The organism is Sphingobium sp. TomMM7A (assembly GCF_055397305.1).
This window is the reverse complement of the sequence record NZ_AP027311.1, coordinates 1581447-1605499: the sequence shown is the minus strand read 5'-3', so window position 1 is coordinate 1605499 and position 24053 is coordinate 1581447. Positions and strand designations below refer to the sequence as shown.

Here is a 24053-nt window from a genome sequence, read left to right as displayed (position 1 = left end):
GGCTTGCCCAATGGCTATGCTCAACGAAAAGCAAGGTTCGTGCCAAATTAACCATCAAGCCGCATGAGAGACGCGCCGCCGTCGTCGAGCTGCTTGGCGGTGTCGATCAGTTTCACCTGCGTTTCCCACGCCCGGCTGGCTTCGATCATGTCGACCAGTGCTGAGGTCGCGTTGACGTTGGAGCCTTCGATCGAACCGCCGGTAACGGTCGCCAGCGGATCAGTCGGCAGGACGCCGCCATTGGTTTCGCGGAAAAGGCCGTCGGTGCCCTTGGCGATGCTGGAGCCGACGGGGCGGACGAGCTTCAATCCATCGACGCGCTGCGGGTTTGCCGGGTCGCCGCCCTGCGGCACGCCCCAGATGCTGCCATCCTGCGAGATGGAGACGCTGTCCATCTGCGGCAGGGTGATGGGGCCGCCTTCGCCCAGCACGGGAAGCCCGTCGCCGGTCGTGAGGAGGCCGCTGTCCGACAGTTTGAGGTCGCCGCGGCGCGTATAGGCTTCGCTGCCGTCCGCGGCCTGAACGGCGAGCAGTGCATCGCCGTTCATGGCCACGTCCAGCGGATTGCCGGTTTCGACGACCGCGCCCTGCGCCATGTCGGCGGCGATCACCTGTTCGGACGCTTGCGCCCGCGTGTCGAAACCATCGCCCTTGATCCAGCGCGTCTCTGCATTGGCGATCTCCGCCCGGAAGCCAACCGTGTTGACGTTCGCGAGGTTGTTGGAGATCGACGCCTGCCGCGCCATCGCGCCGCGCATTGCGGTGAGTGCCGTGTTGACGAGCCGGTCCATGGGTCTGTCCTGATTCTAACGCGGCGGGCTGACCGGGTTCTGTGGAACCCGGTAAAGCCCGCGCGGGGCCTGAGCTTAGCCAAGGCGCGGATGCGTGAGCATCCCTGCGCCTTGCTATTAAGTGCGCATGTTCACGATGGTGGTCGACAGCGTGTTGGCCGCTTCGATCGCCTTCGAGTTCGCCTGGAAGTTGCGCTGGGCCGAGATCAGGGCGACCAGTTCTTCCGTGATGTCCACGTTGGCGCGTTCGAGGGCGCCCGAGCGAACCGACCCATAAAGGCCGCTGTTGCCGGTGCCGAAGCGCGGCGCGCCGCTGGCCGAAGTTGATGTCCAGTGCGCGTCGCCCTGCTGGCGCAGGCCGTCCTGGCTGTTGAAAGCCGCCATCGCGGTGGTGCCGAGATAGACGGTCGAACCATCGGCATAGACGCCGGTGATCTGCCCATCCTTGCCCACGCCGACGCTGTTCAGCTGGTTGCCGGTGCCGCCTGCGGGCCAGTTCGTGGGGACCTGAAGGTCGGCGAGGTCGCCGGAAGTCAGGGTGCCAGCGGCGAGGCCCGCAGCGGTCGCTGCGGAAGGCAAGCCGGTGGTGGGATCGACCGGGATGACCTGAACGCGGGCGCCGGTGGTATCGACCACGAAGCGGTCCTCGGTCAGCGACAATGCGCCGTTACGCGTGAAGCTGACCTGGCTGTCGCCGGTGCGCTTGACGGTGAAGAAGCCTTCGCCGGTGATGGCGAGGTCCAGCGTCTTGTCGGTGCCTTCGATCGTGCCCTGCGTGAACTGCTGGGTGATGCCCTGCACGCGCGCACCCTGGCCAGCGACCTGCGTCGTGGTCTGCATCGGCGCGGCGGCGAAGATGTCGCCGAACACGGCCTTGCTCTTCTTGAAGGCGGTGGAGTTCACGTTCGACACATTGTTGGCGATGGTGGCCAGATCGGTCTGTGCGGCCTTCAGGCCGGAAAGCGAGATGTAGAAGGACATGGCGTTGCTCCTTGGGTGAAAAGGATTTGGTGGGTGATAAGGTTAGGAGAGTGAAATGGCGTCTGACGGGCTGTAGCTGCCCAATGCGGTGATGAGTTTGGAGGCGCTGCCGTCAGCGGGTGACTGGACGGCGGCGATGGTGGCCCAGCTGGCGACACGCGACGGGCTTGCGCCGTTGACGCGAATCTTGAGGGCGTCGGTGGCGACCCTGTTTCCGGCTTCGTCCTTGCCGTCCCAGTAGAAGTTGACGTCGCCTGCAGATCGGTTGCCAAGGTCGATGGTCTTCAGCACATTGCCGTTGCCGTCCATCAGGTCGACGCTCGCGCCGCTGGTTGCGTCGGCAAACGTCACCTGGCCAGTATATTGGCCATAGGCGTCAGGCGCGACGATGTTGCTTTGCACCAGCATTGACTTGCCGATCCAGCTGGCCGCATCGCCCAGGCGCGAACCTGTCAGCTGCGAGGCGAGGCCCTTTAGCGTCTGGTTCATTTCCGCGATGCCGCTGGAGTTGGTGATGGTCGCCATCTGGGCCACCATCTGCGCGTTATCCATCGGCGCGAACGGGTCCTGCGTCTGCATCTGCGCGGTGAGCAGGCGCAGGAAATCCGCCTGGCCCATCTCCGCCTTGCCGGTGCCGACATTCTTGTAGGGGTTATAGGCCGACAGCCCTGCGCTGTCGGTGACGGTCGAGGTCGTGCTCATTTGCCGATCCTTATGGTTTCGAGCATCAGCGATTTGGCGGTGTTCAGCACCTGCACGTTGTTTTGATACATGCGGGCGGTCTCGATCATGTCGACCAGCTCCGCGCTGCTATCCACGGCCGATTCCCAGACATCGCCATTCTTGTCGGCGAGCGGGTGATTGGGGTCGTGGCGCTTGGTCGGCTTGGCGTCGGTGGTGAGGACGCTGGCGACCTTCACCGTGGACACGCCGGGCTTGTCGGTGACCGATTCAAAAACGGGCTTGATGGCGCGATAGGCGGATGCCTCGCTGCCGGTGACATTGCCCGCGTTCGCCATGTTGGAGGCGGTGGCGTTCAGGCGGACCAGCTGCGCGCTCATGGCGCGGCCGGCGATGTCGAAGACGTTCATGGGGCCAGAGCCGCTCATGCTCATTCTCCCTTCAAGGCGCGAGTGACGGTGTTGATGCGGCCCTCAAGGAAGGAGAGGGTCGTGCGATATTTGACGGCGTTTTCGGCGAACAGCGTCTGTTCGGTGCTGAGTTCGACGGTGTTGCCGTCGAGGCTAGGCTGGAGCGGGACGCGATAGCCCATGCTGTCATCGATCGCTTTGCCGACATCCACGATTCCGCTGCCCTGCTGGCGCGTCGTCGCTTCCTTCAGCGCTGACTCAAAATCGATGTCGCGCGCCTTGTACCCGGGGGTCGAGGCGTTCGCGATGTTGGACGCGAGCAGGGACAGGCGTTGCGAGCGAAGCGCGAGCGCCTTTCCATGTATCCCGAACAGTCCGTCTTCCAGCGACATTTCCGTCTTTCCGTCTTTTTGCCCCGAGGGCCTAAAAGTTGTGGGTCATCCGCCGTTCTGAAGCCTGAAGGCGTGAACCGCGGGTGATCCGAACGGGTATTCGCAAGAGCCGTGCCAATTTGCGTGGGTGACGCATCGGCATGCGCTTAAATGGCGGAAATCCTTGGGTTCGGGTGAAGGCGGCGGCAGGGGCGGCAAGATTTTGCCGGTCTCTGGCAAGGCTTTGCCGCAGGTGATCCGGGTGAATGGGGGATTGGTTGATGTTCGGGATTTTGGCGCAACTCTTCGATCCCCTGACGCTGATCATCATGATTGCGGGCGTGGGCGCGGTGGCGCTGTTTCAGAATGGCGGCCCGGCGATTGGGCGAGGGTTCGCGGCATTGGTGCCGCTGCTGCGCGCCGATCCGGACAAGGATCAGGCGACGGCGCGAGCGGCATTGCTGAAGATCGATCAGGTTGCGCAGCTGCGCGGCCTTGCCTGCACCGACCGGGTGAAAACGGCCAATCCTTTCCTTGCCGAAGCGGCGCGCCGCTTGGCCAACAGTGAAAAGACCGAGCAGTTCGAGATTTGGGCGGCGCAGGCGCTGGCCGACCGGGCGCGCCGTCATGGCGGTGCGCGCAACGTCTGGCTGTCGATCGCCGATGCCGCGCCCGCATTGGGCATGGCGGGCACGATATTGGGCTTGATCGGCATGTTCGCGGCGATGGATGACCCGGCCGCGCTGGGGCCGTCCATGGCGCTGGCGCTGCTGACGACTTTGTATGGCGTGGTGATCGCCAATGTCATCGCCGCTCCGATCGCAAGCCGCCTGGCCGACCTGTCGGAGCGCGAGTTGGCATGGCAGAAAGAAGCGGTCACCCGCATGGTCGCCATCGCCCGGCGCGAAAATGTGACGACGCTGCGGGCGTCCATCCGCGAGGTTGCGTGATGACCGCCGCTGCGTCGCAAGCCCGGCGTAATCGGTGGGCGGTGAGTTTCGCCGATCTGTTGTTGTTGCTGCTCGGCTTCTTCATCTTGCTTCAGGCGAGTGGGCAGAAGCGCGACGCCATGCTGGCGCAGGTGCGTCAGCAATTTGGCGGGCGCGCGGTTGCCAAGGATATGGAATTGCGCGCGGCGGAGCTGTTCCTGCCGGACGAGGCTTTGTTGTCCGATCGGGGCGGGGCGGCGCTCGCCAGGGTTGGCGCTGGCTTGCGGCGAGGAACGGGCAGGATCGACATCAGCAGTTTGGGCACCGATCCAGCGCGGCGGCGGTTCGATCCGTGGGATCTGGCTGCGGCACGACTGGGCGCGGTGGCGCGCGAGTTGAAGGCGCAAGGGCTGGGCGATGACCGGCTGCGCATCCGGGGCCTTGATCAGATGGATGGCGGCACGGGCAAGGGGCAGGTGATCCGCATCGGTGAAGCCGCCGGGCGGCGTTAACGACTTGTTAGCCATGTCGGATGCTTAATGCGTGGCATGAATCTGCCTGCATCCGGAGATATGCTGTGAACAAGCTGCCCTTCATTGCCGCCATGGTGCTGGCCGCAGCGGCTGCTCCGCCTGCGCTGGCCCAGCAGAAATTCGAGAATCTCGATCGCCTGGACGGGCTGGTCGCGATGACCGTCGGCGCCAATATCGGTGAGCCAGGCGGCCCTGTCGCGCCGGTCGATCGGCGGCTGCGGCTGGCGGCTTGTCCGGTGACGCCTAGCGTTGAAGGGCCGACTTTCGGCGCGGCGATCGTGAAGTGCGACGCCCTTGGCTGGCGCATACGTGTGCCGCTGAGCGGTGGTGGGGCTGGTGCTGTGACGCCGGTCGCCCGCTATGGTGCACCTGCTCGCCCGGCGCAGCGCGACATGGTGGTCAAGCGCGGCGACCCCGTCCAGCTGATCGCTGGCAATGCGAGTTTCAGCGTCTCGCGCGTGATGATCGCGGATGAAGATGGCGCCGTGGGCGACACCATCCGCGTGCGCGAGGACAAGAAAGCAGCGCCCGTTCTGGCGCAAGTCGTGGAAATGGGCACGGTGCGCATTCCGGGATTTAATGATTTTTGAACGCTGCCGTTATAGGATGAGCGGGACGAGTGAAGGATAGTTAGCCATGATCAAATCTGTCGGCCAGAATATGAGCGCCGCCATAGAGGCTTCCCGCTTGCGGGAAGGGGGCAAGGCGCGGACCTTTTCAGACAAGGGATCGGTAGGCGTGTCGTCATTTTCAGCATCGGCTAGCCCGGCTGCCCGCATGGCTTCAGAAGGCGCGCCGGTCGATATGGACCGCGTCGCGGCGATCAAGGCGGCTATCGCGTCGGGCAACTATCCGGTCGATCCGGCTGCGATTGCCGACAAGATGCTCGCGCTCGACCTGTCGGTTAACGGGTAAGATAGTCTATGCCGCTCGGGCTTGCAGCGCTGGATGATCTTTTCTCGGCGTTCGAGGAGCTGCGCGCGGCGCTTGATGGCACCGACGTGGCGGCAATCGATGCCGCCGCATCTCATGTGAGCAGGAGCGCCGCCGCAGTGCGCGCGATCGGCGCATGGCGCGCGGATGACGCGATTCGTGAGAGGGTGACGGCACTGCTGCCGATGATCGAAGCGGCGCGGGTGCGAATCAATGTGCTGACCGATCATGCGGGGCAGCGGCTGTCTTTGCTGGCGGCGCATGGGTCGACGCAGGCTCCGCTGGTTTACGGGCGGTAACGAGCTACACTTATTTCCGTTCGCCCTGAGCCTGTCGAAGGGCTCTACTTCTTGAAGAAGGAAAGGGCTTCGACAAGCTCAGCCCGAACGGTTGTACAGTTTTGATGTTGGAAACGAGGCGCCCCACGGCGCCTTTTTTCATGCATGCTGAACGCGCCATCAATATTTATGGAGCGCGCGTTAACCAAATCTTGGCATAAGGCTTGCTCTAATGGTCCCCGGTACCAACGGGGATTTTTCATTTGTCGGCTTTTGCAGACATATCAGTGACAGGCGCTTCGACCGGCAATCGCGTGACGAACGCGATTGCTATGGCGAGCCGCAGGACGGGCGTGGACTTCGCCTATCTGCTGGGGCAGGCCAAGATCGAGAGCAGCCTCAATCCCACGGCGCGTGCGAGCACTTCGTCGGCGCGGGGTCTATACCAATTTGTCGACCAGAGCTGGCTTGCCGTCATCGACAAGCATGGCAGCGAATATGGGCTGGGCTGGGCGGCCGACATGATCAGCCGGGGCCAGAATGGCCGCTATTATGTCGCCGATCCGGACATGCGGCAGCAGATATTGGACCTGCGCAACCATCCCGAAACCGCCTCCGTCATGGCGGCGCAGCATGCCGCCGACAACAAGGCCTATCTGGAACAGCGGCTTGGCCGTGAGGCTGAGCCGGTCGATCTTTACCTCGCTCATTTCCTGGGCGTCGGTGGCGCGAGCAAGTTCCTGTCCGTGCATGATCGCGCGCCTGACGCGACCGCCGCGTCGATGTTCCCGGCGGCTGCTCGGGCGAACCGCTCCATCTTCTACGATCGCTCGGGCAGTCCCCGCAGCTTTGCCGAGATTCGCGACCGTTTCGCGTCGAAGCTTCAGCGCGGCGTCGATTCGATCAACACCGGCCCCATCCAATATGCCGATGGTGCTGGGTCTTCTGGGCTGCCCGAAGGCGCGAAGACGGTGCAGCCCGCCGACTATGTGCGGATCGAAACCCAGCGCCTCGCCACTGCGGCCGATGTCAGCATCAAGCCGCAGCCGGAAACCGCGCGTCTCGCCTATCTCATGCTCGCCACCCTCGGAAGGTAACGGCCCGATATGACTCCCGCCCAAGTCAAAGCGAAGATCTGGATGAGCGCCGCCAAGGGGGCCGTGCTGCCCATCGCGACGCTGATGGTCGTGCTGTTCATGATGGTGCCGGTGCCCGCGTTCATGCTGGACGTTGGTTTCATCACCAACATCATGATTTCGCTGGCGGTGCTGATGGTGGCGTTGAATGCCGCCAAGCCGCTGGATTTTTCGAGCTTTCCCACGGTGCTGCTGTTCGCGACCTTGCTGCGGCTGGCGCTGAACGTCGCATCGACGCGTGTCGTGCTGGTGCAGGGCCATGAGGGATCGGACGCGGCGGGGCATGTCATCGAGGCCTTCGGTCATTTCCTGATCGGCGGCGATTATGTCGTCGGCATCTTCGTGTTCGCGATCCTGATGATCATCAACCTGGTCGTCATCACCAAGGGCGCGGGCCGCGTGTCGGAAGTCAGCGCGCGCTTCACGCTGGACGCCTTGCCCGGCAAGCAGATGGCGATCGACGCTGACTTGAACGCCGGTCTGCTGACCCCCGAAGAAGCCAAGGTCCGCCGCCGTGAAGTAGCGACCGAAGCCGACTTCTACGGTTCGATGGACGGTGCGTCGAAGTTCGTGAAGGGCGACGCGGTCGCGGGCATCCTGATCCTCGCCATCAACATCGTCGGCGGCATCATATTGGGCGTGGTCAGCCACGGCCTGTCGATGGGTGAGGCGGCGCAGACCTATATCGTCCTCGCCATCGGCGACGCGCTGGTGGCGCAGGTTCCCGCGCTGCTGCTCTCCATCGCCGCCGCCGCCATCGTGACGCGCGTCGGTAGCGAGCAGGAGCTGTCGGATCAGATCACCGGCCAGTTCGGATCGAGCAAGGCCTGGGCGCCGGTCGCCGCGATCCTGACCTTCCTCGGCATCCTGCCCGGCATGCCGCACATGATCATCCTGCCCGCCGCAGCACTTGCGGGCTATATCGCCTGGCACCTGCGCAAGACCGCGAAGGCCAAGGCCGCCGAGCCTGCGCCGATGCCGGAACCGGCTAACCCTGCGCTCATCGAATGGAACGACGTGTCGGACGGCGCGATCCTGGGCCTAGAGATCGGCTATGGCCTCATTTCGCTGGTCGATGAGCGCAAGGGCGCGCCGCTGATGGCCCGCATCACCGGCATCCGCCGCCAGTTGTCCAAGGAGCTGGGCTTCGTCGTGCCGATGGTCCGTGTGAAGGACAATCTGGCGCTGGAACCCAACCAGTATCGCATCACCATCGCTGGCGTGGTCGTGGGCGAGGACGAGATTTTCCCCGACGATCTGCTGGCGCTCGACAGTGGCGCGCTGGAAGGCGTGGTGTCCGGGCGTGAGGCAAAGGACCCGACCTTCGGGCTGGACGCCGTGTGGATTTCTGCCGCCAAGCGCAGCGAAGCGGTGGTCTGCGGCTATACGGTCGTTGATCCGCCGACGGTCGTCGCGACCCACCTCAATCAACTGATCGCCATGAACGCCAGCGAGATGTTCGGTCTGGACGAAGCGCGCAAGCTGCTCGACAATCTGAAGGACGCCGCGCCGCAGCTGGTCGATGGCCTGACCCCCGGCACGCTTAGCCTGACGCAGATTTCGGCGCTCTGCCGGGCGCTGCTCTCCGAAGGTATTGCGCTCAAGGACTTCCGCCGGATCTGCGAGGCGATGGTCGATGCCGCGCGGCCCGACATGAGCCATGAGCAGCTCGTCGAAGCCGTCCGCCAGCGCATCGGCGCGCTCATCATTCAGGGCCTCGTACCGGTGAAGATGCCGCTGCCCGTGATCACGCTGGATGGCGATCTGGAAGCACTGCTTGCCCAGGCGATGCGTGTTGCGGGCGATGCCAAGCACCCGATCGAACCGGCGCTGGCAAACCGCATTATCGAAGCGGTGGTGCAGGCTGCGCGGCCGATCATGGGTCAGGCGCGGAACTTTGCCATTGTGACGTCGCCGGTGGCGCGCCGCGCGCTTGCCCGCCTGTTCAAGCCGCATCTGCCCGAAACGCCGGTGCTGTCCTTCCTGGAAATTCCCGACGGCAAGGGTGTGGAGGTCGTCGCTGTCGTCGGCGGCGAACAGCGGCCTGCGCCGCGCCACGATCCGCTGCCAACGCGCGAACGCGTGGCCTAAAGGAGCCTGACCCATGTTCATGAAAAAGGTCGTCGCCGGTTCCGATGCCAATACCTACGGCCGGTCGAACAATAGCCCCGAACAACTCGCCCGGCGCTATATGCCGTTGGTGCGCAAGATCGCCTGGCATGTGCATGGCCGGGTTTCGAGCGCGGTCGAGGTCGAGGATTTGCTGCAGATCGGCATGGTCGCGCTGGTCGAGGCGGCAAACGGTTTTGAAGATCGCGGCTTTGGCTTCGCCTCCTATGCGCAGATGCGCGTGCGGGGGGCGATGATCGATCATCTGCGGCGCGGCGCGACGATCGCCCGGTCGGCGATGGCCAACCGCAAGCGGCTGGCTGCGGTCCGCAACCGGCTGGAACAGCAATTGCGCCGCACGCCCCTCGAAGCCGAAATGGCGAGCGAGATGGGCATGGAGGCGGCCGCCTATCGCGAACTCGCCGACAGCTGCGAGATGGTGCAGCACACAAGCATGGATGAGGTTTATTCCGACCAGTCCATGTGGTTTGCCGACGTGGAAGATCGCGCCGATGACGTCATGGAGCGGGAGTCGCTCAAGGCTGCGCTAGCCGGGTGCATCGGCGAACTGCCGCAGCGTGAGGCGCTGGTGTTGCAGCTGTATTTTGTCGAGGAATTGAACCTGGAGGAAATCGGCCAGGCGCTGGACATTGGCGCGGCGCGGGTCTGCCAGATCAAGAAAGCTGCATTGGATAAGCTGCGCGAGAAATTACGCGAGTGGGACTGACCGAGGCGTCATCCCAGCGAAAGCTGGGATCTCGTGAGGCTATGTCGCTTGCTCTCGCCTGAGATGCCAGCTTTCGCTGGCATGACGGTGTTCATCACCTATCGTTCGCGACTGCCTGCTGAAGCGGAGCCGCCCCTCGGACCTGTTCGGGATAGTGCGGTGGACGATAGCTTTGTGCCCGCCACCATGGCTCTGCCACCTGGAACAGCCCGCTGCGTTCGGCCTTTTGCCCCAGATCCTTGCGGGCGGTGACAGCGGCAAGGACGGGGGCAAGCACCAGCCCGGCGACGACCGGCATGATCCATCCAACCGATGTGCCGCCCCTGATCGCCAGCACGGTCAGCAAGCCGCCGAGCATGATATGATATTTGAAAAGCCAGATGGCGCTGGTCATGGACATGCCGTCGCGATCGCGGATTTGCCCGCTCCAGCTGCTTTTCCGGCCCATCAATATGCCGAACAGGTTGATCGTCTGGGTCAACATGCTGACGGGCGCCATCAGGATCGAAAGCGCGATGTCGGCGATCACCCCGCGGCTCATGCGCGCCGCTCCGCCAAAGCCGATGCGCCGGGCGGGGTCAGCCATCGCCCACCCCATCGCCAGCAGCTTCGGCCCGAACAGCAGCACCGCCGTCAGCGCCAGAAGGCCGCCCGATGGCAGGATGGCGCTCGGCGGCCACACGCCAGCCAGCGCGCCGCCCAGCACCACCAGCATGAGCGCGAGCCAGAGCGGCGACGTGCAATAGGCAGAAGCGCCGACCAGCAACTGGAAGCGGCTGACCAGATGCAGTCCCCTGATCTTGGGGATGAGCGGCACATGTTGGATATTGCCTTGGCACCAGCGCCGGTCGCGGGTGGCTAGGTCGGGTAGGGAAGGCGGAAACTCCTCGAAACTGTCGTCCGCCATGACCATGTGAACGTCCCAGCCACGCCTCCGCAGCAGCGCGGCCTCGATCATGTCATGGCTCATGATATGGCCGCCGAAAGGCGCGCGTCCCGGTAGTTCGGGAAGGCCGCAGCTTTGCGCGAACGCCTTGGTCCGCAGGATAGCATTATGCCCCCAGAACATGCCTTCGGACCCTGCCCACCAGATCATGCCCGCAGCAGAGATGGGGCCGAACAAGCGGCTGGCGAACTGCTGCCAGCGTGCGAAGAAGGTCGTCGCGCCTACGAGCGTCGGGACGGTCTGGATGAGGCCGACATGCGGGTGCCGTTCCATGTCGAGCGCGAGCCGGGCCATGGTCTGGCCGCTCATCACGCTGTCCGCGTCCAGCACGATCATATAGTCATAGCCGCCGCCGAAACGCTGCACCCATTCGGCGATATTGCCCGGCTTGCGACCGATATTGAGCGCGCGTCGGCGATAATGGACGGGGCGCGAGAAGCCCTTGCGCATTTCCATATAGGCTTGGCGCTCAATCTCCCCATTGGCGGGATTGGAATCGCTCAGGATGAAGAATTCGAAGCGTTCATGGCCCATGACCTGCGCCAGCGAGCGCTCCATGAACGACAGGCGGCCCATGACGCCCAGGAAATCCTCGTTACAGACGGGTAGAAGCACGGCCGTGCGGCCCCGGATCGGACTAGCGAACAGCGCGCGATGGGGTTGGGCGCCTGGCCCCTTGCCCAAGGTAAGCGTGAGGAAGCCGATCAGGCTGGTCGCAAAGCCGAAGGCGATCCACGCGAACAGGGGAATGAAGAGCGCGAGATAGACGCCTTCCCATAGCGAAATGCCGTCCAGACCAATCGACCGCCGCATCTCATGAGCCGCAATGGAGGCGGGAAGCAAAGCCAGCAGCACGACCAGAATGCGCCGCGCCCATTGGTCGATATTCAGCGGCCGATGGGGGAAGTCGCGCGGATGCTCCCGGAAATCCTGTTCCGGCATGGCGAGGGGCATCTCGGCGGGCACATGCTCGAACCCGCGCGCAACGGCTTGCGCCGCTTCGCCGCTCGTCTGTCCGCCAATGATCGCCATCTTGTGTTTCCGTTCTGTCATCGTAACGGACGCAACGCGCCCGGTCTCCGCCGGTTTCTTCAAGCGCCTAGCGGATAATGCACATATTCGCTGATCGCGGTATTGCCGGAGCGAAGCTGGACCCGGATATCGGCCGCTTTGCCGCCATCCCGCCGCAGATCGAGGGCGACGCGGAAGAGGCCGGGCTGATGCAGGACGGGGTAGCCGCCTTTCCTGACTAATGCAGCGCCTGCCGTATCGACCCAGATATCCGGACGCGCATCTTGCGCAACGCCGGAAAAGTCGAGGATCAGGCGGTCGACGCCCGCTTCATTAGCCTGTCCGGTCCAGATAGTGGCGAGCACCGCGCCGCTCTTTGCCGGCCCACCCGCGGACGACCAGTCCAGCCGGTAACTGGCGTCGATCCTGCCGCCCCCGCGCACGGCCGCCGCAGGGGTCCAATAGGAGCAGACATTATCGACATATTCGCTGGTGGTGGGAAATTCGTAGAGCCGTACCTGCCCGGCACCCAATGGTTTGCGCGAAGCTGCCCATAGCGAGGGACGGCGCTCGTAAAACACGCCGTCATCCTGATAATGGTCGAAGTTCCGGTCCCGCTGCATCAGGCCGAAGCCCTGAGGATTGCGTTCGGCAAAGGCATCGACGCGCGGGGCGGACGGATTGATGAGTGGACGCGCATGGGTCGTTCCATCAGCGCTGCCGATCGCGAGCAGGTCGGAATCATGGATTTCCGGGCGCCAATCGGTGCGCGACGCGCGGCTTGCCTGATCATACCAGAACATGCTCGTCATCGGCATCAGCCCCAGTTCGGCAATTGCGCGACGGGGGAACAGGGCGGTGTCCACATCCTGCCGCACGCCCTGCGCGGTCAGCTCGCTTACGAAGCGATAGGCCCCCGTGATGGAAGCGCCATCGAGCAGGGCATAGATGGTGATGCTGCTGCGGCCCGTGCGCTCCAGCCAGAAATGGATGAAGCGGGGAAATTCCTCCTTGCCCTGAATGCTGGTGTTGATCGCGATCGCGCGGGCGGACAGGCCGAACTGCTTGGTGGCGCCGGGGGAGCGGAAATAGCTGGCCCCGAGGAAGGACAGCCAGTCGCCATTGCGCGCCGCATTCATGACGCGGAACCCGGCATAACCAGCGTCCGGCCCCAGCTGTTGCACCGCATTGTCGGCGGGGGCGTCGAACATCGTCGGATCATAACGCAGCGGGACGGCGCGGCCATTTTCCACCAGCTCGATTTCCACTGGCTGTTCAGCCGAAGCGCTCAACGGGAAAAGTTGCACTCCGGTGTCGCCGGGTAGGTTGCCCCAGATGGTCCGGTCTTCGCGGAAGCGCGCCTTGTAGAGGGCATCATAGTCGACCTTGCGGGCGCCGGGATGATGAGGCGTTTCCCTATAAGGCTGCCGCGAGAGCCGCTGGGCGCGGGCGATCACCATTTCCCATGAAAAGCGCCCGCGACCCTGCTGGGCCAGGGCCGATCCGGGCAGGAGAAGGGTGGCGCCTGAGGCGGCGATCATTGCGCGCCGGTCAATCTTCATCATGGCCGTAATGATGGGCGCATGGCCGCACATTGCAAGCCTTGGCAGGCCAAAATGCGGTGAAGCCTCCGCCCGGGGGGACGGAGGCTTCGATATGCTGGCCGTTCGATCGAAGGTTGGTTGCCCGGCGCGGTGGGGACTGTTGATGTGCCGGGTTCCCGTGACTGACTGTAAGGTGACCAATACCCCAGCCGGTCAATTCAGTTCAGCTATTCCAGATTACTGGATCAGCTTCAGGACGTTCTGCTGGCTCTGGTTCGCCTGGGCGAGCATCGCGGTCGAAGCCTGGTTCAGGATCTGCGCCTTGGCGAGGGCGGTCGTTTCGGCCGAGAAGTCGGCGTCTTCGATGCGGCTCTTGGCGTCAGACAGGTTGGTGATGTTGTTGGTCAGGCCATTGACCGTCGATTCCAGCTGGTTCTGAGCAGCACCGAGCGAAGCGCGGGTCGTCGCCACATCCTTCAGCATGGTGTCGACGTCGGTCAGGGCCGTGGCGGCGCCGGTCGTCGTGCTGACGTCCGAAGAAGCAAGGTTGGTCAGCGCCGAGAAGGCGATGTTCACGACGTCGCCGGAATTGGCGCCGGCCTGGATGTCCACGTCGCCGGCCTTGGCGGTGTAGGTTGCGCCGGCCGCGCTGTTGAAGATGCGGACGCCGTTGAATTCCGTCGTGGCGAGGACGCTGGTGATCTGCGTCTTCAGCGCGGTGGCTTCAGCGTTCAGGTTGGTGCGGTCGGTTGCCGAGTAGGTTTCCGACTTCGACTGGACGGCCAGTTCGCGGATACGCTGCAGCATGTTGGCGACTTCGCCGAGAGCGCCTTCCGCCGTCTGAGCCAGCGAGATGCCGTCATTGGCGTTGCGGATGCCCTGGGTCATGCCCTTGATCTGCGAGGTCATCTGCGAAGCGATCGCGAGGCCCGCTGCGTCGTCCTTGGCGCTGTTGATGCGCTTGCCGCTCGACAGACGCTCCATGGCGGTGCTCAGCGACTTGCCTGCGAGAGCCGAAGCGTTGGCGGCGCGCAGAGCAGAAGAGTTGGTTCCGATAACAGTCATGATATTCCCTTTCTATGTCCTATCAGGTCGCTGCCATCAGGCTGCTTGCGGCCTCGAAAGGGGATAACGGCGGCGCGGAAAAAGCTTTTAGGCCTGAGCGCGATTTTTTTGAGAAAAGTTCAAAAAGCCCGGAAATCAAGGCTTTCACGCGCGCGCGTCCTATAGAAGCCGACTTCGTGCGGCGGGAAAGCGGAAGAAAATTGCCGCCGACCGGCAAGGTTATTGCCGCATTAACCAGATGATAACCATGCGAAGGGCATTTGTCAGAGCATCGAAGGGGGGTTGGAACGTGCGGGGGCACAGTCCGGCCAAAATGATTGGGGACTTTCATGGCATCGTTAGACGTCAGCCGAGGTGTCTGTGCGCTCGTTCCGGGCCTGCAACATTGGCTGGAAAATGCCTACTACATGGTACGCATCGTCGATGCGCAGAGCCCGCGTGAGCGGGAGGACCGCCGCGTCCTTCTGGCGACCGAGATCGGCCATGCCACCCATCGCGACATCCTGATCAACATGATCGACGGCGCGCCTTCGCTGGTGCCTGCCGCCAACGGCCTTCCGGCCCGCGTGGCGTTCGGCCTTGAAGACATGGCCTTCGCCTTTGCCCTGATCGCCGAGCTGGCCCGCCCCGCGAGCGTCCCGGCAGTAGGCGACGCCGCCAGCACCCGCCTGATGACGCTGGCTGGCCGGGTTGCCCGCAGCGACGCCACCGTCCTGATCCAGGGCGACACCGGCACGGGCAAAGAAGGCATGGCGCGCTTTCTTCATGCGCAGTCGGGTCGCATTTCCCACGACTTCATCGCAGTCAACTGCGCCGCGCTTCCTGAAACCATGATGGAAGCGATGCTGTTCGGTCATAAGAAGGGCAGTTTCACCGGCGCGGCAAACGCTTCGGACGGCCTGTTCCTGGCGGCTGACGGCGGCACGCTGTTCCTTGACGAAATCGCCGAACTGCCGCTGCCGCTTCAGGCAAAGCTCCTCCGCGCGCTGCAGGAAGGCGAAGTCCTTCCCGTCGGTGCAACCCATCCGGTGCCGGTCAACGTCCGCATCATCGCCGCCTGCAACCGCGACCTCGCCGCCGAAGTCGCCGCCGGGCGTTTCCGCGAAGATCTTTACTGGCGCCTCCACGTCATGCCGCTGGAACTGCGCCCGCTGGCCGAGCGCGCTGGCGACGTGACCGCCATCGCCGCCGCCATGCTGCTGCGCCATCAGGATTTCGTCTGGCCGACCGCCGCCGCGCTGGAAAAGCTCGCCGCCCATGTCTGGCCGGGCAACGCCCGCGAACTCGGCAATGTGCTTCAGCGCGCTATCGTGCTGCGTGAAGGTGACCGGATCGAGGATGAAGACCTGCACATCGCCAGTGCGCCGCAGCTGCGTGTCGTGGGCGCGCCTGCCCCGGCCGAGCCGGTCCGCTTGCGCGACGTTGCTCACCAGTCGAAACTGGAGGCGGTCCGCGCCGCGCTTCGTGAAACGGACGGCCACCGCGCCGCCGCCGCCCGCAAACTCGGCATTTCAGAACGCACCCTGCGCTATCGGCTTGCCGAGATGCGCGAACTTGCAGCGGCTTGAGGGAGGTAGGGCATGACCGGCATTTCCCCGACTGACAGCGTGATGGCGATACGCAACGCCATCCTTCAGAAGAACGCCGCCCTGCGCGACGTTGCCCAGACCGGCACGGTCGGCGGCGGTGTGGGTGTGGGCGGGGCCGAGGGCACCAAGCCCGGCGGCTTCACCGAGGCGCTGAACTCCGCGCTCCAGCAGGTCAATGGCCTGCAGAGCCAAGCAGGCGCGGCGGCTACCGCGTTCGAGCGTGGCGAGACTACCGATATCGCTGCCGTCATGCTGGCCAAGCAGCAGGCGTCGGTCAGCTTCGAGGCGACACTTCAGGTCCGCAACAAACTCCTGTCCGCCTATAAGGACATTATGAGCATGCCGGTATAAACGATGAGCGAGAACGCACTCACCCTCGATGGCGGCGCTGCCGCTCTCCCCGCCACCAGCGGCGCCGGTTTCGGCGGTGCGAAGGGCGCCGATGCGCTGAAAGCGCGCTTCACCGGCCTCATCAAGCAGCCAGCGGTAGCGAAAAGCCTGCCGCTGCTCGGCCTGCTGGGCGTCGTTGCTACCGCTGGTGCTGCATGGCTCGCGCTTCGCGAACCGCCGCAGCGCGACCTGTTCCGTGGCCTGCCCGATGCTGACAAATCAGCGGTTGCGCAGGTTCTGGACCAGAGCGGCCTCGCCTATGACTTCGACAAGTCGGGCGCGATGACCGTGGCCGAAGACGATTATTTCAAGGCGAAGATGATGCTCGCCGCGCAGGGCCTGCCCAAGAGCGCGCCTGACGGCAACAGCATGATCGACAGCCTGCCGATGGGCGCCAGCCGCGCGGTCGAGGGCGAAAAGCTCCGCTCCGCCCGCGAAATGGACCTTGCCCGTACGATCGAGGCTATCGACAGTGTTGAGAGCGCCAAGGTCCACCTCGCCGTTGAACCGCCCAGCGTTTTCTTACGGGATCGGGCCAAGCCTTCGGCATCGATCATGCTCCGCCTCGCTTCGGGCCGGACATTGGCCGACGCGCAGGTGAGCGCGATCGTTCACCTCGTCGCATCATCGGTGCCGGAACTCAGCCCCGACCAGATTTCGCTGGTGGACCAGAATGGCCGCCTGCTCAGCAATAATGACGGCAATGCCGCCGACGATCGCCAACTCGCTGTCCAGGGGAAGATCGAGGACCGCTATCGCCAGTCTGTGATCGCGCTGCTGACCCCGATCCTGGGCGAAGGCAAATTCTCGACGGAAGTCCGGGCTGAACTGAATTTCGCCGAACGTCAGGCGACCCGCGAAAGCTTCCCGCAGGACGAGGCGCGCCTTCGCACCGAGCAGGGGACATGGGCATCCGATCCGCGTGGCCAGGGTGCTGGCGGTGAGGCCAGCGGCGTTCCCGGCGCGCTCAGCAATCAGGCGCCCGTCAACCCGACCGTCACGCAGACCAATCCCAATGGTCAGGCCGTTAGCCAGGGCACGCAGGCAAACCAGCCAGCCACCCCGGCCAGCGCGCCGATGAAGACCGAGGAAACCTTCAATCGCAGCTTCGAGCTTGGCCGTGAAGTGTCGGTGACCAAGGACGCGATCGGCACGGTGAAGCGCCTCTCAGTTGCCGTCGCTCTGGACAATGGTGCCGATGGCAAGCCCCGCTCGGCGCAGGAAATCGCCGCCCTTGAGGCTCTGGTGAAGGGCGCGGTCGGCTTCGATCAGCAGCGCGGCGACGTAGTCGCCCTGTCCTCGCGCAGCTTCGTGAAGGCCGAGGAGGTCGTGGCCCCTTGGTATGAGGCCGACTGGATTTCGCCTCTGGTGCGTAACCTGTCGGCCCTTGCCGTCGCGCTGCTGGTCATCTTCGGCATCGGCCGCCCCCTTCTGAAGCGCCGCGCCGCTGCGCAGGAAACTGCCGCTGCCGACATGGCCGCCCAGGGCCAGAAGATCGGCCGCGAAATCTCAACCGAAATCGGCCGCCATGCCGCTGCGACGCCGCAGGCAGGCAAGCCGATCACGCTCGACATGATCTCGTCCACCTATGACTATGCGCAGCGCGCCGACCTCATTCGTAACTTCGTGAAGCAGGACCCGGATCGTGCCGCCCTTGTCGTCCGCGACCTCCTGAAGGAAGGGAAGAAGGACAATGGCTGAGGCCGCAACCGCTCCTGCCGCGATCAAAGGCAGCGCCGCCGCCGCCGTCCTGCTGATGCTGTTCGATGAGGATGAAGCCGCGCAGATCCTCTCGCGCCTGGAACCCGACGAAGTCCGCCAGCTTGGTTATGCCATGTATGACGTCGCCGATGTCGCGGTCGAGGAAGTCAACGAAGCGCTCGATCATTTCGTGACCAAGGCGAAGAAGCGCACCACCATCGGCTATGGCGCGACCCGCCACATCCGCGGTGCGATGACCAAGGCGCTGGGTGAGGAGCGCGCCGAAACGATCCTGGCCCGCATCACGCCGCCGACCCGCTCCACCCAGCTCGAAATGCTGAAGTGGATGGACGCCAAGGAAGTGGCTTCCCTGATCGAAGCGGAGCATCCGCAGATCATGGCGATCGTGCTCGCTCATCTGGAAGCGCCGGTAGCCGCCGACGTCCTGCAACTGCTTCCGGCAGAATATCAGGAAGAGATCGTCTATCGCATTGCCACGCTCGGCCCCGTGTCGAACGAGGCGCTGGACGACCTGGAGCAGCTGTTGCTGCGGGGCTCCACGTCCAAGAAACAGGGTGCGGCGTCGCAGCGCGGCGGGACGATCGAAGCCGCCGCGATCATGAACAATGTCCGCAAGGACAATGAACAGCGGATCATGAAGGCGGTCGCCAAGCGCGACAAGATGATCGCCCAGACCATCGAAGAAGAGATGTTTGTGTTCGATAACCTGATCGACATGGATGACAAGAATATGGGTACGCTGATGCGCACCATCGACAGCAGCGTGCTGGTCGTGGCGCTGAAGGGCGCGAACGAGATGCTGAAGGGCAAGATCTTCGGCGCCATGTCGGCGCGCGCGGCTCAGGCCATCGCCGACGAGATCGAGGAACGCGGACCCATTCGCCTTGCCGAGGTGATGGAGGCGCAAAAGCTGATCATCGCCACCGCGCGCCGCATGGCGGACGCAGGAACAATCATGCTGGGTGGCAAGGGGAACGACTTTGTTTAAGGTCTGGGACGCAGGCAGCTGTCAGGATTTCTCCAGCATTCCGCTGGGCGGCATGGGGCAGGTGAAGAGCGGAAGCTTTCGCAGCCTTTATGCCGATGTGGCGGCTTCGCCCGGCATGACGATGCACAGCGCCATGCCCGCGATGACCGACGAAGACCTGCTGGAGCAGGCACGGATGGAAGCCTTCACCCTCGGCTTCGATGAAGGATGCCGGGTCGTTGGGGACGCCGCCGCCGCCGATGCCGAAGCGCGGGCTCGCCTTGCTGAAGCGCTGGAACTGCTGACGCCCGCGCCCAGTGGCATGCTGTCCACCATGTTGTCCGCTGCCGTCGTTCGCTTGGTCGAGCAGATCGTGGGCGAGGTGGAGATCGACATCGAACGGCTGGTCCAGCGTTGTGACACGGTCGCCGCCTTCATCGAGGATAATGAGGATAAGAGCGCGCTGCACCTGCATCCTGAGGATGTGGCGATGCTGGAAGGCGAAGCGATCGGCCTCAAGCTGGTCGGCGACCCCGCCATGCATCGCGGTTGCGTACGTCTCGAAACCGCTGACGGCTGGGTCGAGGATGGCCCGGATGTGCGCCTGTCGCGCCTGCGCGCGCTGATGGACGACATGGAAGGCCGTTCATGAAGGGGATTTGGGCATGATCAAGGCCGCGCTTGCCCAGGCCGAAAGCCTGTTCGACCACCTTCAGGTTCAGAACCGCGCCCCCCGCCATGTTGGCCGACTGGTCAGCCACGACGCAGGCATGCTGGAGGTTACAGGCTTTCGCAAGCCGATCGGCGCAGGCGCGCGGGTGATCGCATCGGACGGCACCGTCTGCCGGGCCGAAGTCATTGGGTTTCGTGGCGACAAGACCCTGCTGGTTCCGCTCGACAATGATGTGCCGCTGGAAAATGGCGCGCGCGTCGAACCGGATAGTCAGGCGAATATGGTGCAGGTCGGCGAGGGGCTGATCGGCCGCGTCATCGACGCCATGGGCCAACCGCTGGACCGTAAAGGGCCGATCATCGCGGGCGGCAGCTGGCCGCTCAACGGCGTCAAGGGCAACGTCCTCGACCGTGGCCGGGTCACTGAACCGTTCGACCTTGGCGTGCGCGCGGTCAACGCGCTGCTCACCGCGGGGCGCGGGCAGCGCATCGCCATCATCGCAGGTTCCGGCGTTGGCAAGTCGGTCCTCATGGGCCAGATGATCGCCGGGGCCGAAGCCGACATCGTCGTCGTGGGCCTGATCGGCGAACGTGGCCGCGAAGTCAGCGACTTCCTTGAAACCAAGCTCAAAAATTCGATGCACAAGAGCATCGTCGTCGCCGTGCCCGCCGATCATCCCCCGGTGCTGCGCCTGCGCGCCGCCGCCCGTGCCACCGCGATCGCCGAATATTTCCGCGCACGCGGCAAGAAAGTCCTGCTGCTGATCGACAGCCTGACCCGCTGCGCCCATGCCCAGCGCGAGATTGGCCTGGCTCTTGGCGAACCGCCCGCGATGAAGGGCTATCCGCCCTCGGCCCTTGCGCTGATCCCGCGGTTGGTGGAACGCGCTGGCGTCGATACCCGCACCGGCGGTTCGATCACCGCGCTCTACACCGTGCTGGCAGACGGCGACGATACGGATGATCCGATCGTGGACGCTGCCCGCGCCATCGTGGACGGTCATTTCGTTCTCTCGCGCCATCTGTCGGAACAGGCGATCTTCCCCGCCATCGACATCGGCAAGTCCCTTTCGCGCGTCATGGCAGACGTGGTGCCCGATGAGCATCGCATGGCCGCCGCCTCCTACCGCCGCCTCTGGGCCGCCTATGAGGAAAATCGCGACCTCATCCTGATGGGCGCCTACCGCCCCGGCAATGACCCGGTGATCGATGAAGCCGTGCAGCGCCGTCAGGAAATCCTCGATTTCATCCGGCAGGATCAGAAGAGCCGCATAGACCTCGACACCAGCGCTGGCGCCCTGATCGCTGAGTTTGGCGCGTGAAGGGTGCGCTCAAGACCCGCCAGCGCGTGCTGCGCGTCCGCCATGTGCAACATGCCATGGCTGTTGCCGAAACCGCCCGCGCTCAGGACGAGGCGGACGGCATCGAACGCAACGCCGACAGGCTGCGCAAGGTGCGGAGCGATCTTTTTTCAGACCCCGGCATGGCAATTGGCGCGAATTTTGCAGCGATGCAGGAACTGGCGAGCCGTCTTGAACAGGCGGGGCGGCAGCTGGACGGTGCGCTCTACGATGCGCGCCGTAAGGTAGAAGTGAAGGAAGGTCTCAGCCAAGTGACCAATCGCGATCGCGAAATCGCCGAAAAGCTCAAGGATCGCGCCCACGCGAACCTGGAGGAATGGCGGGAGAACAAGCTGGCGGCCTTGCCGCGCTACCGCCGGATGCAGCGGACGGGAGATGTCTGACATGAACATGCTTTCCAGCCTGAAGGCACTGCTCTTTTCCTCGGCTTCGCAGGGTGTGGCTGCGTCGCAGCCTGCCGTGCCGGGCGAGACGGCGGACTTCGCCGCGCTGCTCAATGGCACCATGGCGCAAGAGGCTGTTGTGTCTCCAGCCCTGCCGGAGATTGACGGGCAGGGTGCCGCTGCCGCCGTGCCAGAGATTCCCGGCGTCGAGGGGCAGAATGCTGTCACCACCACCCCGGTTCTTCCTATGAATATCGGTCAGCCAGAGGCCACGCCTGCGCATGGTCATGTGCCGCACGGGCTTGCCATAGCGGTTGCCGCTGGCAAGGATTTGCCGTCATCATTGCCGCCCGGCCGAGCGCTGGGTCTCATCAAGCAGGCTACTGATGCGCCAGTGGATGAGCAGGCACCGGTTGAGCCTGCCGGACTCCCCGCGCAGGCTGAGGCAAGCTTGCCGAACGAAGCGCCTATTCAGCCTGAAACCGCATTGCCAGAACAACCGGAACAACCGAAACAAGTGGCCGAACCCCTTCACTTGCCCAAGCCGCGCCCGGACATCCGTAAGGACGACGCAGCGCCAGAAGCGATCAGTCCGGTGGTACAGGATGCTCCTCCGGCCCCCACAAAATCTTCGCGCAAGGAAAAGGCGAAGACTGAACTGCCGCAGCAGGATGCCGTGACTGTGGCGCCAGTGCCGCAACCCGTCGCGGCTGCTGCGGATGTTCCGCCGGTTGCTTCCGTGCCAGCGGCGCCAGAACAGGTGTCAGCAGACAACCCGCAAGCCACCGCCGCTATGTCAAGCATGACCGCGATGGCGGGGGCAATGCCACCAGCGCCGAAAGGCCGCTCGCCGCTGCCGCGCGAACCTGAAGGGATCGCTCCTGACAAGCGGGCTGCGCGCAGCGAGGGCAAGATTCCGTCAGCGATTCCCGATGCACCCGTTGCGACTGCCGAAAACGAAAGCCCAGCGCCCGAACTCACCGTGGCAGCAGCGCCTGTTCTCAATGGCAAGCCAATGAAGGCAGAAGCGATCGCCCTGCTGCAAATCGTGCGTGAACAGGTGGCCGCGCGCCAGACGGGCGCGCCGGTGCGGGTTGGCGAACAGGTCTCGGCCGCCGCTCATGCGAAAGCCGATGCGTCCGCTCGTCCTGTTGACACGACGTTCGACCCCTCCATCCTTCCGCCGCCCTCTGACACGGTTCCGGCTGTCCCTGCCGCCTCCGCGCCGCAGGGCACCACGCCGTCCTTGCCAATCGCTTCGTCCTCGCCGGACCTGTCTGCCAGCCTTGGCGCTCAGGTCATCGACATGGGCGTATCGGGCCAGTGGATCGACGGGCTGGCCCGCGACATCGCCGGGCTGTCCGCCAATGGCGCGCAGGGCCGTTTCCAGATCGATACGCACCATCTTGGCGCTGTGCAGGTGGACATCCGCCATAACATGGATGGCGCCGCCGTCAGCCTGACCGTCGCCAGCGAGGCGGCGGAAATGGCCTTGCGTCAGGATAGCGACCGGCTGAAGCTCGACGCGGGTCTTGCCGCCGTGCGCATCGCCGAGGTGAAGGTAGAACGCGCACCCGCTATCGCCGAAGCGCATCGCGCCGAAACGACTGGCCAGTCCTCGTCTCAGCAGCAGCAACAGTCGCAGCAGGGCTCTCAAACGTCCGCCTGGGCGCAGAATAGCGGCCAGAATATGGGTCAGCCCCAGAGTCAGCAAAATCGCTGGCAGGGGCGCGAAAATAACGGCTTTGGCCCTAAAGGCTCCGGCGATCCTGCCGTTCTTAACCATGCGGATGCGCAGCCTGCCGCCCATGACAGGGCGCGCGCGCGGTACGCATAGGATTTAAGGTTATTCGGGGGACCGGCAGATGAGCGACGAGGCGAAGGCGAAGAAGAAAAAGGGCGGGGGCAAGAAGATGATCCTCCTCGTCGCCGCCGCGCTCGTTCTGGGTGGTGCGGGGACGGCTGGCGGGCTATATGCCGCCGGTTTCTTCAGCGCCAAGGAAGAAGGGCCGAAGGAAGACCCGAACAAACCGGTCCTCGTTCTGGCGGGCGAGAGCGCCGAGGAAGTGGCCAAGGCCCATGGCATGGCTGGTGAAGGGCATGGCGAAGGCGGCGAAGGCGGAGGTGGCGGTGGCACGCATGCGCCCGCGCATCCGGGCAAGGGCATCGACCTGCCCACGCCTGCCAATCCGGCCGCCTATCAGGCCACCTATTTCCAGTTGCAGGCGCCTTTCACCTCCAACATGTCGGACACGGACGCCTTCGCCCAGATCTCCGTCGCGGTATCGACCTATTACGACCTGCGCGTGATCGAGGCGATCAAGACCCATGAGATGGCGATTCGCAGTCAGGTTTTGATGATGCTCGCGCAGCAGCCCGAAACGATGCTGGCGACGCCCGAAGGTAAACGCCAGCTCCAGGGACGCATAAAGGGCGTCATAAACGATATTTTGAAGCAAAAGACGGGTTATGGCGGCATAGATAACGTTTATTTTACCAATTTCGTTATTCAATAGGGGTGCCT

General features: G+C 64.2%; 26 protein-coding genes. 18 read left to right on the top strand and 8 right to left on the bottom strand.

The genetic code is table 11. The annotated features are described in order from the left end of the window. Positions 1 to 47: 47 nt before the first annotated feature. The 5 genes from ACZ5ZH_RS08135 to flgB all read right to left on the bottom strand — a co-directional run bounded on the left by ACZ5ZH_RS08135 (position 48) and on the right by flgB (position 3255). Positions 48 to 791 (bottom strand): flagellar basal body rod protein FlgF, encoded by a 744-nt coding sequence (locus ACZ5ZH_RS08135; protein WP_464771156.1) that lies wholly within the window; start codon positions 789 to 791, stop codon positions 48 to 50. A 117-nt stretch (positions 792 to 908) separates the two neighbouring features. Continuing rightward, positions 909 to 1772, bottom strand: a complete 864-nt coding sequence (locus ACZ5ZH_RS08130; protein WP_460986494.1) for a flagellar hook-basal body complex protein — start codon at positions 1770 to 1772, stop codon at positions 909 to 911. A gap of 42 nt (positions 1773 to 1814) precedes the next feature. Next, on the bottom strand, positions 1815 to 2474 hold the full coding sequence (locus ACZ5ZH_RS08125; protein ID WP_464771155.1) for a flagellar hook assembly protein FlgD: 660 nt from the start codon (positions 2472 to 2474) through the stop codon (positions 1815 to 1817). Continuing rightward, a complete protein-coding gene (gene flgC, locus ACZ5ZH_RS08120; RefSeq protein WP_449473860.1) occupies positions 2471 to 2881 on the bottom strand; it encodes a flagellar basal body rod protein FlgC in 411 nt (136 codons plus the stop codon). The genes ACZ5ZH_RS08125 and flgC overlap by 4 nt, the downstream gene beginning before the upstream one ends. Positions 2882 to 2883: 2 nt before the next feature. Then, positions 2884 to 3255, bottom strand: a complete 372-nt coding sequence (flgB, locus tag ACZ5ZH_RS08115; RefSeq protein ID WP_464771154.1) for a flagellar basal body rod protein FlgB — start codon at positions 3253 to 3255, stop codon at positions 2884 to 2886. 260 nt (positions 3256 to 3515) lie between these two features. Here flgB and ACZ5ZH_RS08110 point away from each other — a divergent pair, with 260 nt between their 5' ends. The 8 genes from ACZ5ZH_RS08110 (at position 3516) to ACZ5ZH_RS08075 (ending at position 9879) form a co-directional block, all read left to right on the top strand. After that, the gene (locus ACZ5ZH_RS08110) at positions 3516 to 4184 is read left to right on the top strand and encodes a MotA/TolQ/ExbB proton channel family protein (RefSeq protein WP_449473856.1); all 669 of its coding nucleotides are present in this window, start codon (positions 3516 to 3518) and stop codon (positions 4182 to 4184) included. After that, positions 4184 to 4675 carry a flagellar motor protein MotB gene (locus tag ACZ5ZH_RS08105; protein WP_464771153.1) on the top strand — a complete coding sequence of 164 codons (492 nt, stop codon included), beginning with the start codon at positions 4184 to 4186 and terminating at the stop codon, positions 4673 to 4675. The genes ACZ5ZH_RS08110 and ACZ5ZH_RS08105 overlap by 1 nt, the downstream gene beginning before the upstream one ends. A 92-nt stretch (positions 4676 to 4767) precedes the next feature. Next, positions 4768 to 5286 carry a flagella basal body P-ring formation protein FlgA gene (locus ACZ5ZH_RS08100; RefSeq protein ID WP_449474667.1) on the top strand — a complete coding sequence of 173 codons (519 nt, stop codon included), beginning with the start codon at positions 4768 to 4770 and terminating at the stop codon, positions 5284 to 5286. Between the two features lie 46 nt (positions 5287 to 5332). Beyond that, positions 5333 to 5611: a flagellar biosynthesis anti-sigma factor FlgM gene (gene flgM / locus ACZ5ZH_RS08095; RefSeq protein ID WP_464771152.1), complete on the top strand. Its 279-nt coding sequence runs from the start codon at positions 5333 to 5335 to the stop codon at positions 5609 to 5611. Positions 5612 to 5619: 8 nt separating this feature from the next. Continuing rightward, positions 5620 to 5928: a hypothetical protein gene (locus tag ACZ5ZH_RS08090; RefSeq protein ID WP_464771151.1), complete on the top strand. Its 309-nt coding sequence runs from the start codon at positions 5620 to 5622 to the stop codon at positions 5926 to 5928. A 242-nt stretch (positions 5929 to 6170) separates the two neighbouring features. Then, positions 6171 to 7004 carry a lytic transglycosylase domain-containing protein gene (locus ACZ5ZH_RS08085; RefSeq protein ID WP_464771150.1) on the top strand — a complete coding sequence of 278 codons (834 nt, stop codon included), beginning with the start codon at positions 6171 to 6173 and terminating at the stop codon, positions 7002 to 7004. Positions 7005 to 7013: 9 nt separating this feature from the next. Continuing rightward, entirely contained in the window at positions 7014 to 9134 is a 2121-nt protein-coding gene (gene flhA / locus ACZ5ZH_RS08080) for a flagellar biosynthesis protein FlhA (RefSeq protein ID WP_464771149.1), read from the top strand. 13 nt (positions 9135 to 9147) lie between these two features. After that, entirely contained in the window at positions 9148 to 9879 is a 732-nt protein-coding gene (locus ACZ5ZH_RS08075) for a sigma-70 family RNA polymerase sigma factor (RefSeq protein ID WP_464771148.1), read from the top strand. 94 nt (positions 9880 to 9973) lie between these two features. Here ACZ5ZH_RS08075 and mdoH read toward each other — a convergent pair whose 3' ends face one another. The 3 genes from mdoH to ACZ5ZH_RS08060 all read right to left on the bottom strand — a co-directional run bounded on the left by mdoH (position 9974) and on the right by ACZ5ZH_RS08060 (position 14445). Next, positions 9974 to 11857 (bottom strand): glucans biosynthesis glucosyltransferase MdoH, encoded by a 1884-nt coding sequence (gene mdoH / locus ACZ5ZH_RS08070; protein WP_464771147.1) that lies wholly within the window; start codon positions 11855 to 11857, stop codon positions 9974 to 9976. 59 nt (positions 11858 to 11916) lie between these two features. After that, positions 11917 to 13401 carry an OpgD/OpgG family glucan biosynthesis protein gene (locus ACZ5ZH_RS08065; protein ID WP_464771146.1) on the bottom strand — a complete coding sequence of 495 codons (1485 nt, stop codon included), beginning with the start codon at positions 13399 to 13401 and terminating at the stop codon, positions 11917 to 11919. A gap of 216 nt (positions 13402 to 13617) precedes the next feature. After that, entirely contained in the window at positions 13618 to 14445 is an 828-nt protein-coding gene (locus tag ACZ5ZH_RS08060) for a flagellin N-terminal helical domain-containing protein (RefSeq protein WP_460986482.1), read from the bottom strand. A gap of 14 nt (positions 14446 to 14459) precedes the next feature. Between ACZ5ZH_RS08060 and ACZ5ZH_RS08055 the strand changes: the two genes are divergently transcribed. From ACZ5ZH_RS08055 to ACZ5ZH_RS08010, 10 genes are all read left to right on the top strand, one after another. Further along, positions 14460 to 14687: a hypothetical protein gene (locus tag ACZ5ZH_RS08055; protein WP_460986480.1), complete on the top strand. Its 228-nt coding sequence runs from the start codon at positions 14460 to 14462 to the stop codon at positions 14685 to 14687. An 87-nt stretch (positions 14688 to 14774) separates the two neighbouring features. Further along, complete coding sequence (locus ACZ5ZH_RS08050) at positions 14775 to 16013, top strand: sigma 54-interacting transcriptional regulator (RefSeq protein WP_464771145.1); 1239 nt, start codon at positions 14775 to 14777, stop codon at positions 16011 to 16013. Positions 16014 to 16025: 12 nt separating this feature from the next. After that, entirely contained in the window at positions 16026 to 16385 is a 360-nt protein-coding gene (gene fliE / locus ACZ5ZH_RS08045; protein WP_464771144.1) for a flagellar hook-basal body complex protein FliE, read from the top strand. A gap of 3 nt (positions 16386 to 16388) precedes the next feature. Further along, positions 16389 to 18125, top strand: a complete 1737-nt coding sequence (gene fliF / locus ACZ5ZH_RS08040; protein ID WP_464771143.1) for a flagellar basal-body MS-ring/collar protein FliF — start codon at positions 16389 to 16391, stop codon at positions 18123 to 18125. After that, a complete protein-coding gene (gene fliG / locus ACZ5ZH_RS08035) occupies positions 18118 to 19134 on the top strand; it encodes a flagellar motor switch protein FliG (RefSeq protein ID WP_449473834.1) in 1017 nt (338 codons plus the stop codon). Before fliF ends, fliG begins: the two co-directional genes overlap by 8 nt. Beyond that, complete coding sequence (locus ACZ5ZH_RS08030) at positions 19127 to 19765, top strand: FliH/SctL family protein (protein ID WP_464771142.1); 639 nt, start codon at positions 19127 to 19129, stop codon at positions 19763 to 19765. Before fliG ends, ACZ5ZH_RS08030 begins: the two co-directional genes overlap by 8 nt. Before the next feature lie 13 nt (positions 19766 to 19778). Further along, positions 19779 to 21107: a FliI/YscN family ATPase gene (locus ACZ5ZH_RS08025; protein ID WP_464771141.1), complete on the top strand. Its 1329-nt coding sequence runs from the start codon at positions 19779 to 19781 to the stop codon at positions 21105 to 21107. A 56-nt stretch (positions 21108 to 21163) separates the two neighbouring features. Beyond that, complete coding sequence (locus tag ACZ5ZH_RS08020) at positions 21164 to 21529, top strand: hypothetical protein (protein WP_464772617.1); 366 nt, start codon at positions 21164 to 21166, stop codon at positions 21527 to 21529. A 1-nt stretch (position 21530) separates the two neighbouring features. Next, positions 21531 to 23366 carry a flagellar hook-length control protein FliK gene (locus ACZ5ZH_RS08015; protein ID WP_464775165.1) on the top strand — a complete coding sequence of 612 codons (1836 nt, stop codon included), beginning with the start codon at positions 21531 to 21533 and terminating at the stop codon, positions 23364 to 23366. A gap of 28 nt (positions 23367 to 23394) precedes the next feature. Next, positions 23395 to 24045: a flagellar basal body-associated FliL family protein gene (locus tag ACZ5ZH_RS08010; RefSeq protein WP_464771139.1), complete on the top strand. Its 651-nt coding sequence runs from the start codon at positions 23395 to 23397 to the stop codon at positions 24043 to 24045. Positions 24046 to 24053 lie beyond the last annotated feature (8 nt).

Coding starts and splice junctions, on each gene's coding strand:
- flhA (WP_464771149.1), top strand. CDS start 7,014: ATGACTCCCGCCCAAGTCAAAGCGAAGATCTGGATGAGCGCCGCCAAG.
- ACZ5ZH_RS08015 (WP_464775165.1), top strand. CDS start 21,531: ATGAACATGCTTTCCAGCCTGAAGGCACTGCTCTTTTCCTCGGCTTCG.
- fliF (WP_464771143.1), top strand. CDS start 16,389: ATGAGCGAGAACGCACTCACCCTCGATGGCGGCGCTGCCGCTCTCCCC.
- ACZ5ZH_RS08025 (WP_464771141.1), top strand. CDS start 19,779: ATGATCAAGGCCGCGCTTGCCCAGGCCGAAAGCCTGTTCGACCACCTT.
- fliG (WP_449473834.1), top strand. CDS start 18,118: ATGGCTGAGGCCGCAACCGCTCCTGCCGCGATCAAAGGCAGCGCCGCC.
- ACZ5ZH_RS08135 (WP_464771156.1), bottom strand. CDS start 791: ATGGACCGGCTCGTCAACACGGCACTCACCGCAATGCGCGGCGCGATG.
- ACZ5ZH_RS08065 (WP_464771146.1), bottom strand. CDS start 13,401: ATGATGAAGATTGACCGGCGCGCAATGATCGCCGCCTCAGGCGCCACC.
- ACZ5ZH_RS08130 (WP_460986494.1), bottom strand. CDS start 1,772: ATGTCCTTCTACATCTCGCTTTCCGGCCTGAAGGCCGCACAGACCGAT.
- ACZ5ZH_RS08125 (WP_464771155.1), bottom strand. CDS start 2,474: ATGAGCACGACCTCGACCGTCACCGACAGCGCAGGGCTGTCGGCCTAT.
- ACZ5ZH_RS08020 (WP_464772617.1), top strand. CDS start 21,164: ATGGCTGTTGCCGAAACCGCCCGCGCTCAGGACGAGGCGGACGGCATC.
- ACZ5ZH_RS08090 (WP_464771151.1), top strand. CDS start 5,620: ATGCCGCTCGGGCTTGCAGCGCTGGATGATCTTTTCTCGGCGTTCGAG.
- ACZ5ZH_RS08105 (WP_464771153.1), top strand. CDS start 4,184: ATGACCGCCGCTGCGTCGCAAGCCCGGCGTAATCGGTGGGCGGTGAGT.
- ACZ5ZH_RS08075 (WP_464771148.1), top strand. CDS start 9,148: ATGTTCATGAAAAAGGTCGTCGCCGGTTCCGATGCCAATACCTACGGC.
- flgM (WP_464771152.1), top strand. CDS start 5,333: ATGATCAAATCTGTCGGCCAGAATATGAGCGCCGCCATAGAGGCTTCC.
- fliE (WP_464771144.1), top strand. CDS start 16,026: ATGACCGGCATTTCCCCGACTGACAGCGTGATGGCGATACGCAACGCC.
- ACZ5ZH_RS08060 (WP_460986482.1), bottom strand. CDS start 14,445: ATGACTGTTATCGGAACCAACTCTTCTGCTCTGCGCGCCGCCAACGCT.
- ACZ5ZH_RS08010 (WP_464771139.1), top strand. CDS start 23,395: ATGAGCGACGAGGCGAAGGCGAAGAAGAAAAAGGGCGGGGGCAAGAAG.
- flgB (WP_464771154.1), bottom strand. CDS start 3,255: ATGTCGCTGGAAGACGGACTGTTCGGGATACATGGAAAGGCGCTCGCG.
- ACZ5ZH_RS08055 (WP_460986480.1), top strand. CDS start 14,460: ATGTCCTATCAGGTCGCTGCCATCAGGCTGCTTGCGGCCTCGAAAGGG.
- flgC (WP_449473860.1), bottom strand. CDS start 2,881: ATGAGCGGCTCTGGCCCCATGAACGTCTTCGACATCGCCGGCCGCGCC.
- mdoH (WP_464771147.1), bottom strand. CDS start 11,857: ATGGCGATCATTGGCGGACAGACGAGCGGCGAAGCGGCGCAAGCCGTT.
- ACZ5ZH_RS08050 (WP_464771145.1), top strand. CDS start 14,775: ATGGCATCGTTAGACGTCAGCCGAGGTGTCTGTGCGCTCGTTCCGGGC.
- ACZ5ZH_RS08100 (WP_449474667.1), top strand. CDS start 4,768: ATGGTGCTGGCCGCAGCGGCTGCTCCGCCTGCGCTGGCCCAGCAGAAA.
- ACZ5ZH_RS08110 (WP_449473856.1), top strand. CDS start 3,516: ATGTTCGGGATTTTGGCGCAACTCTTCGATCCCCTGACGCTGATCATC.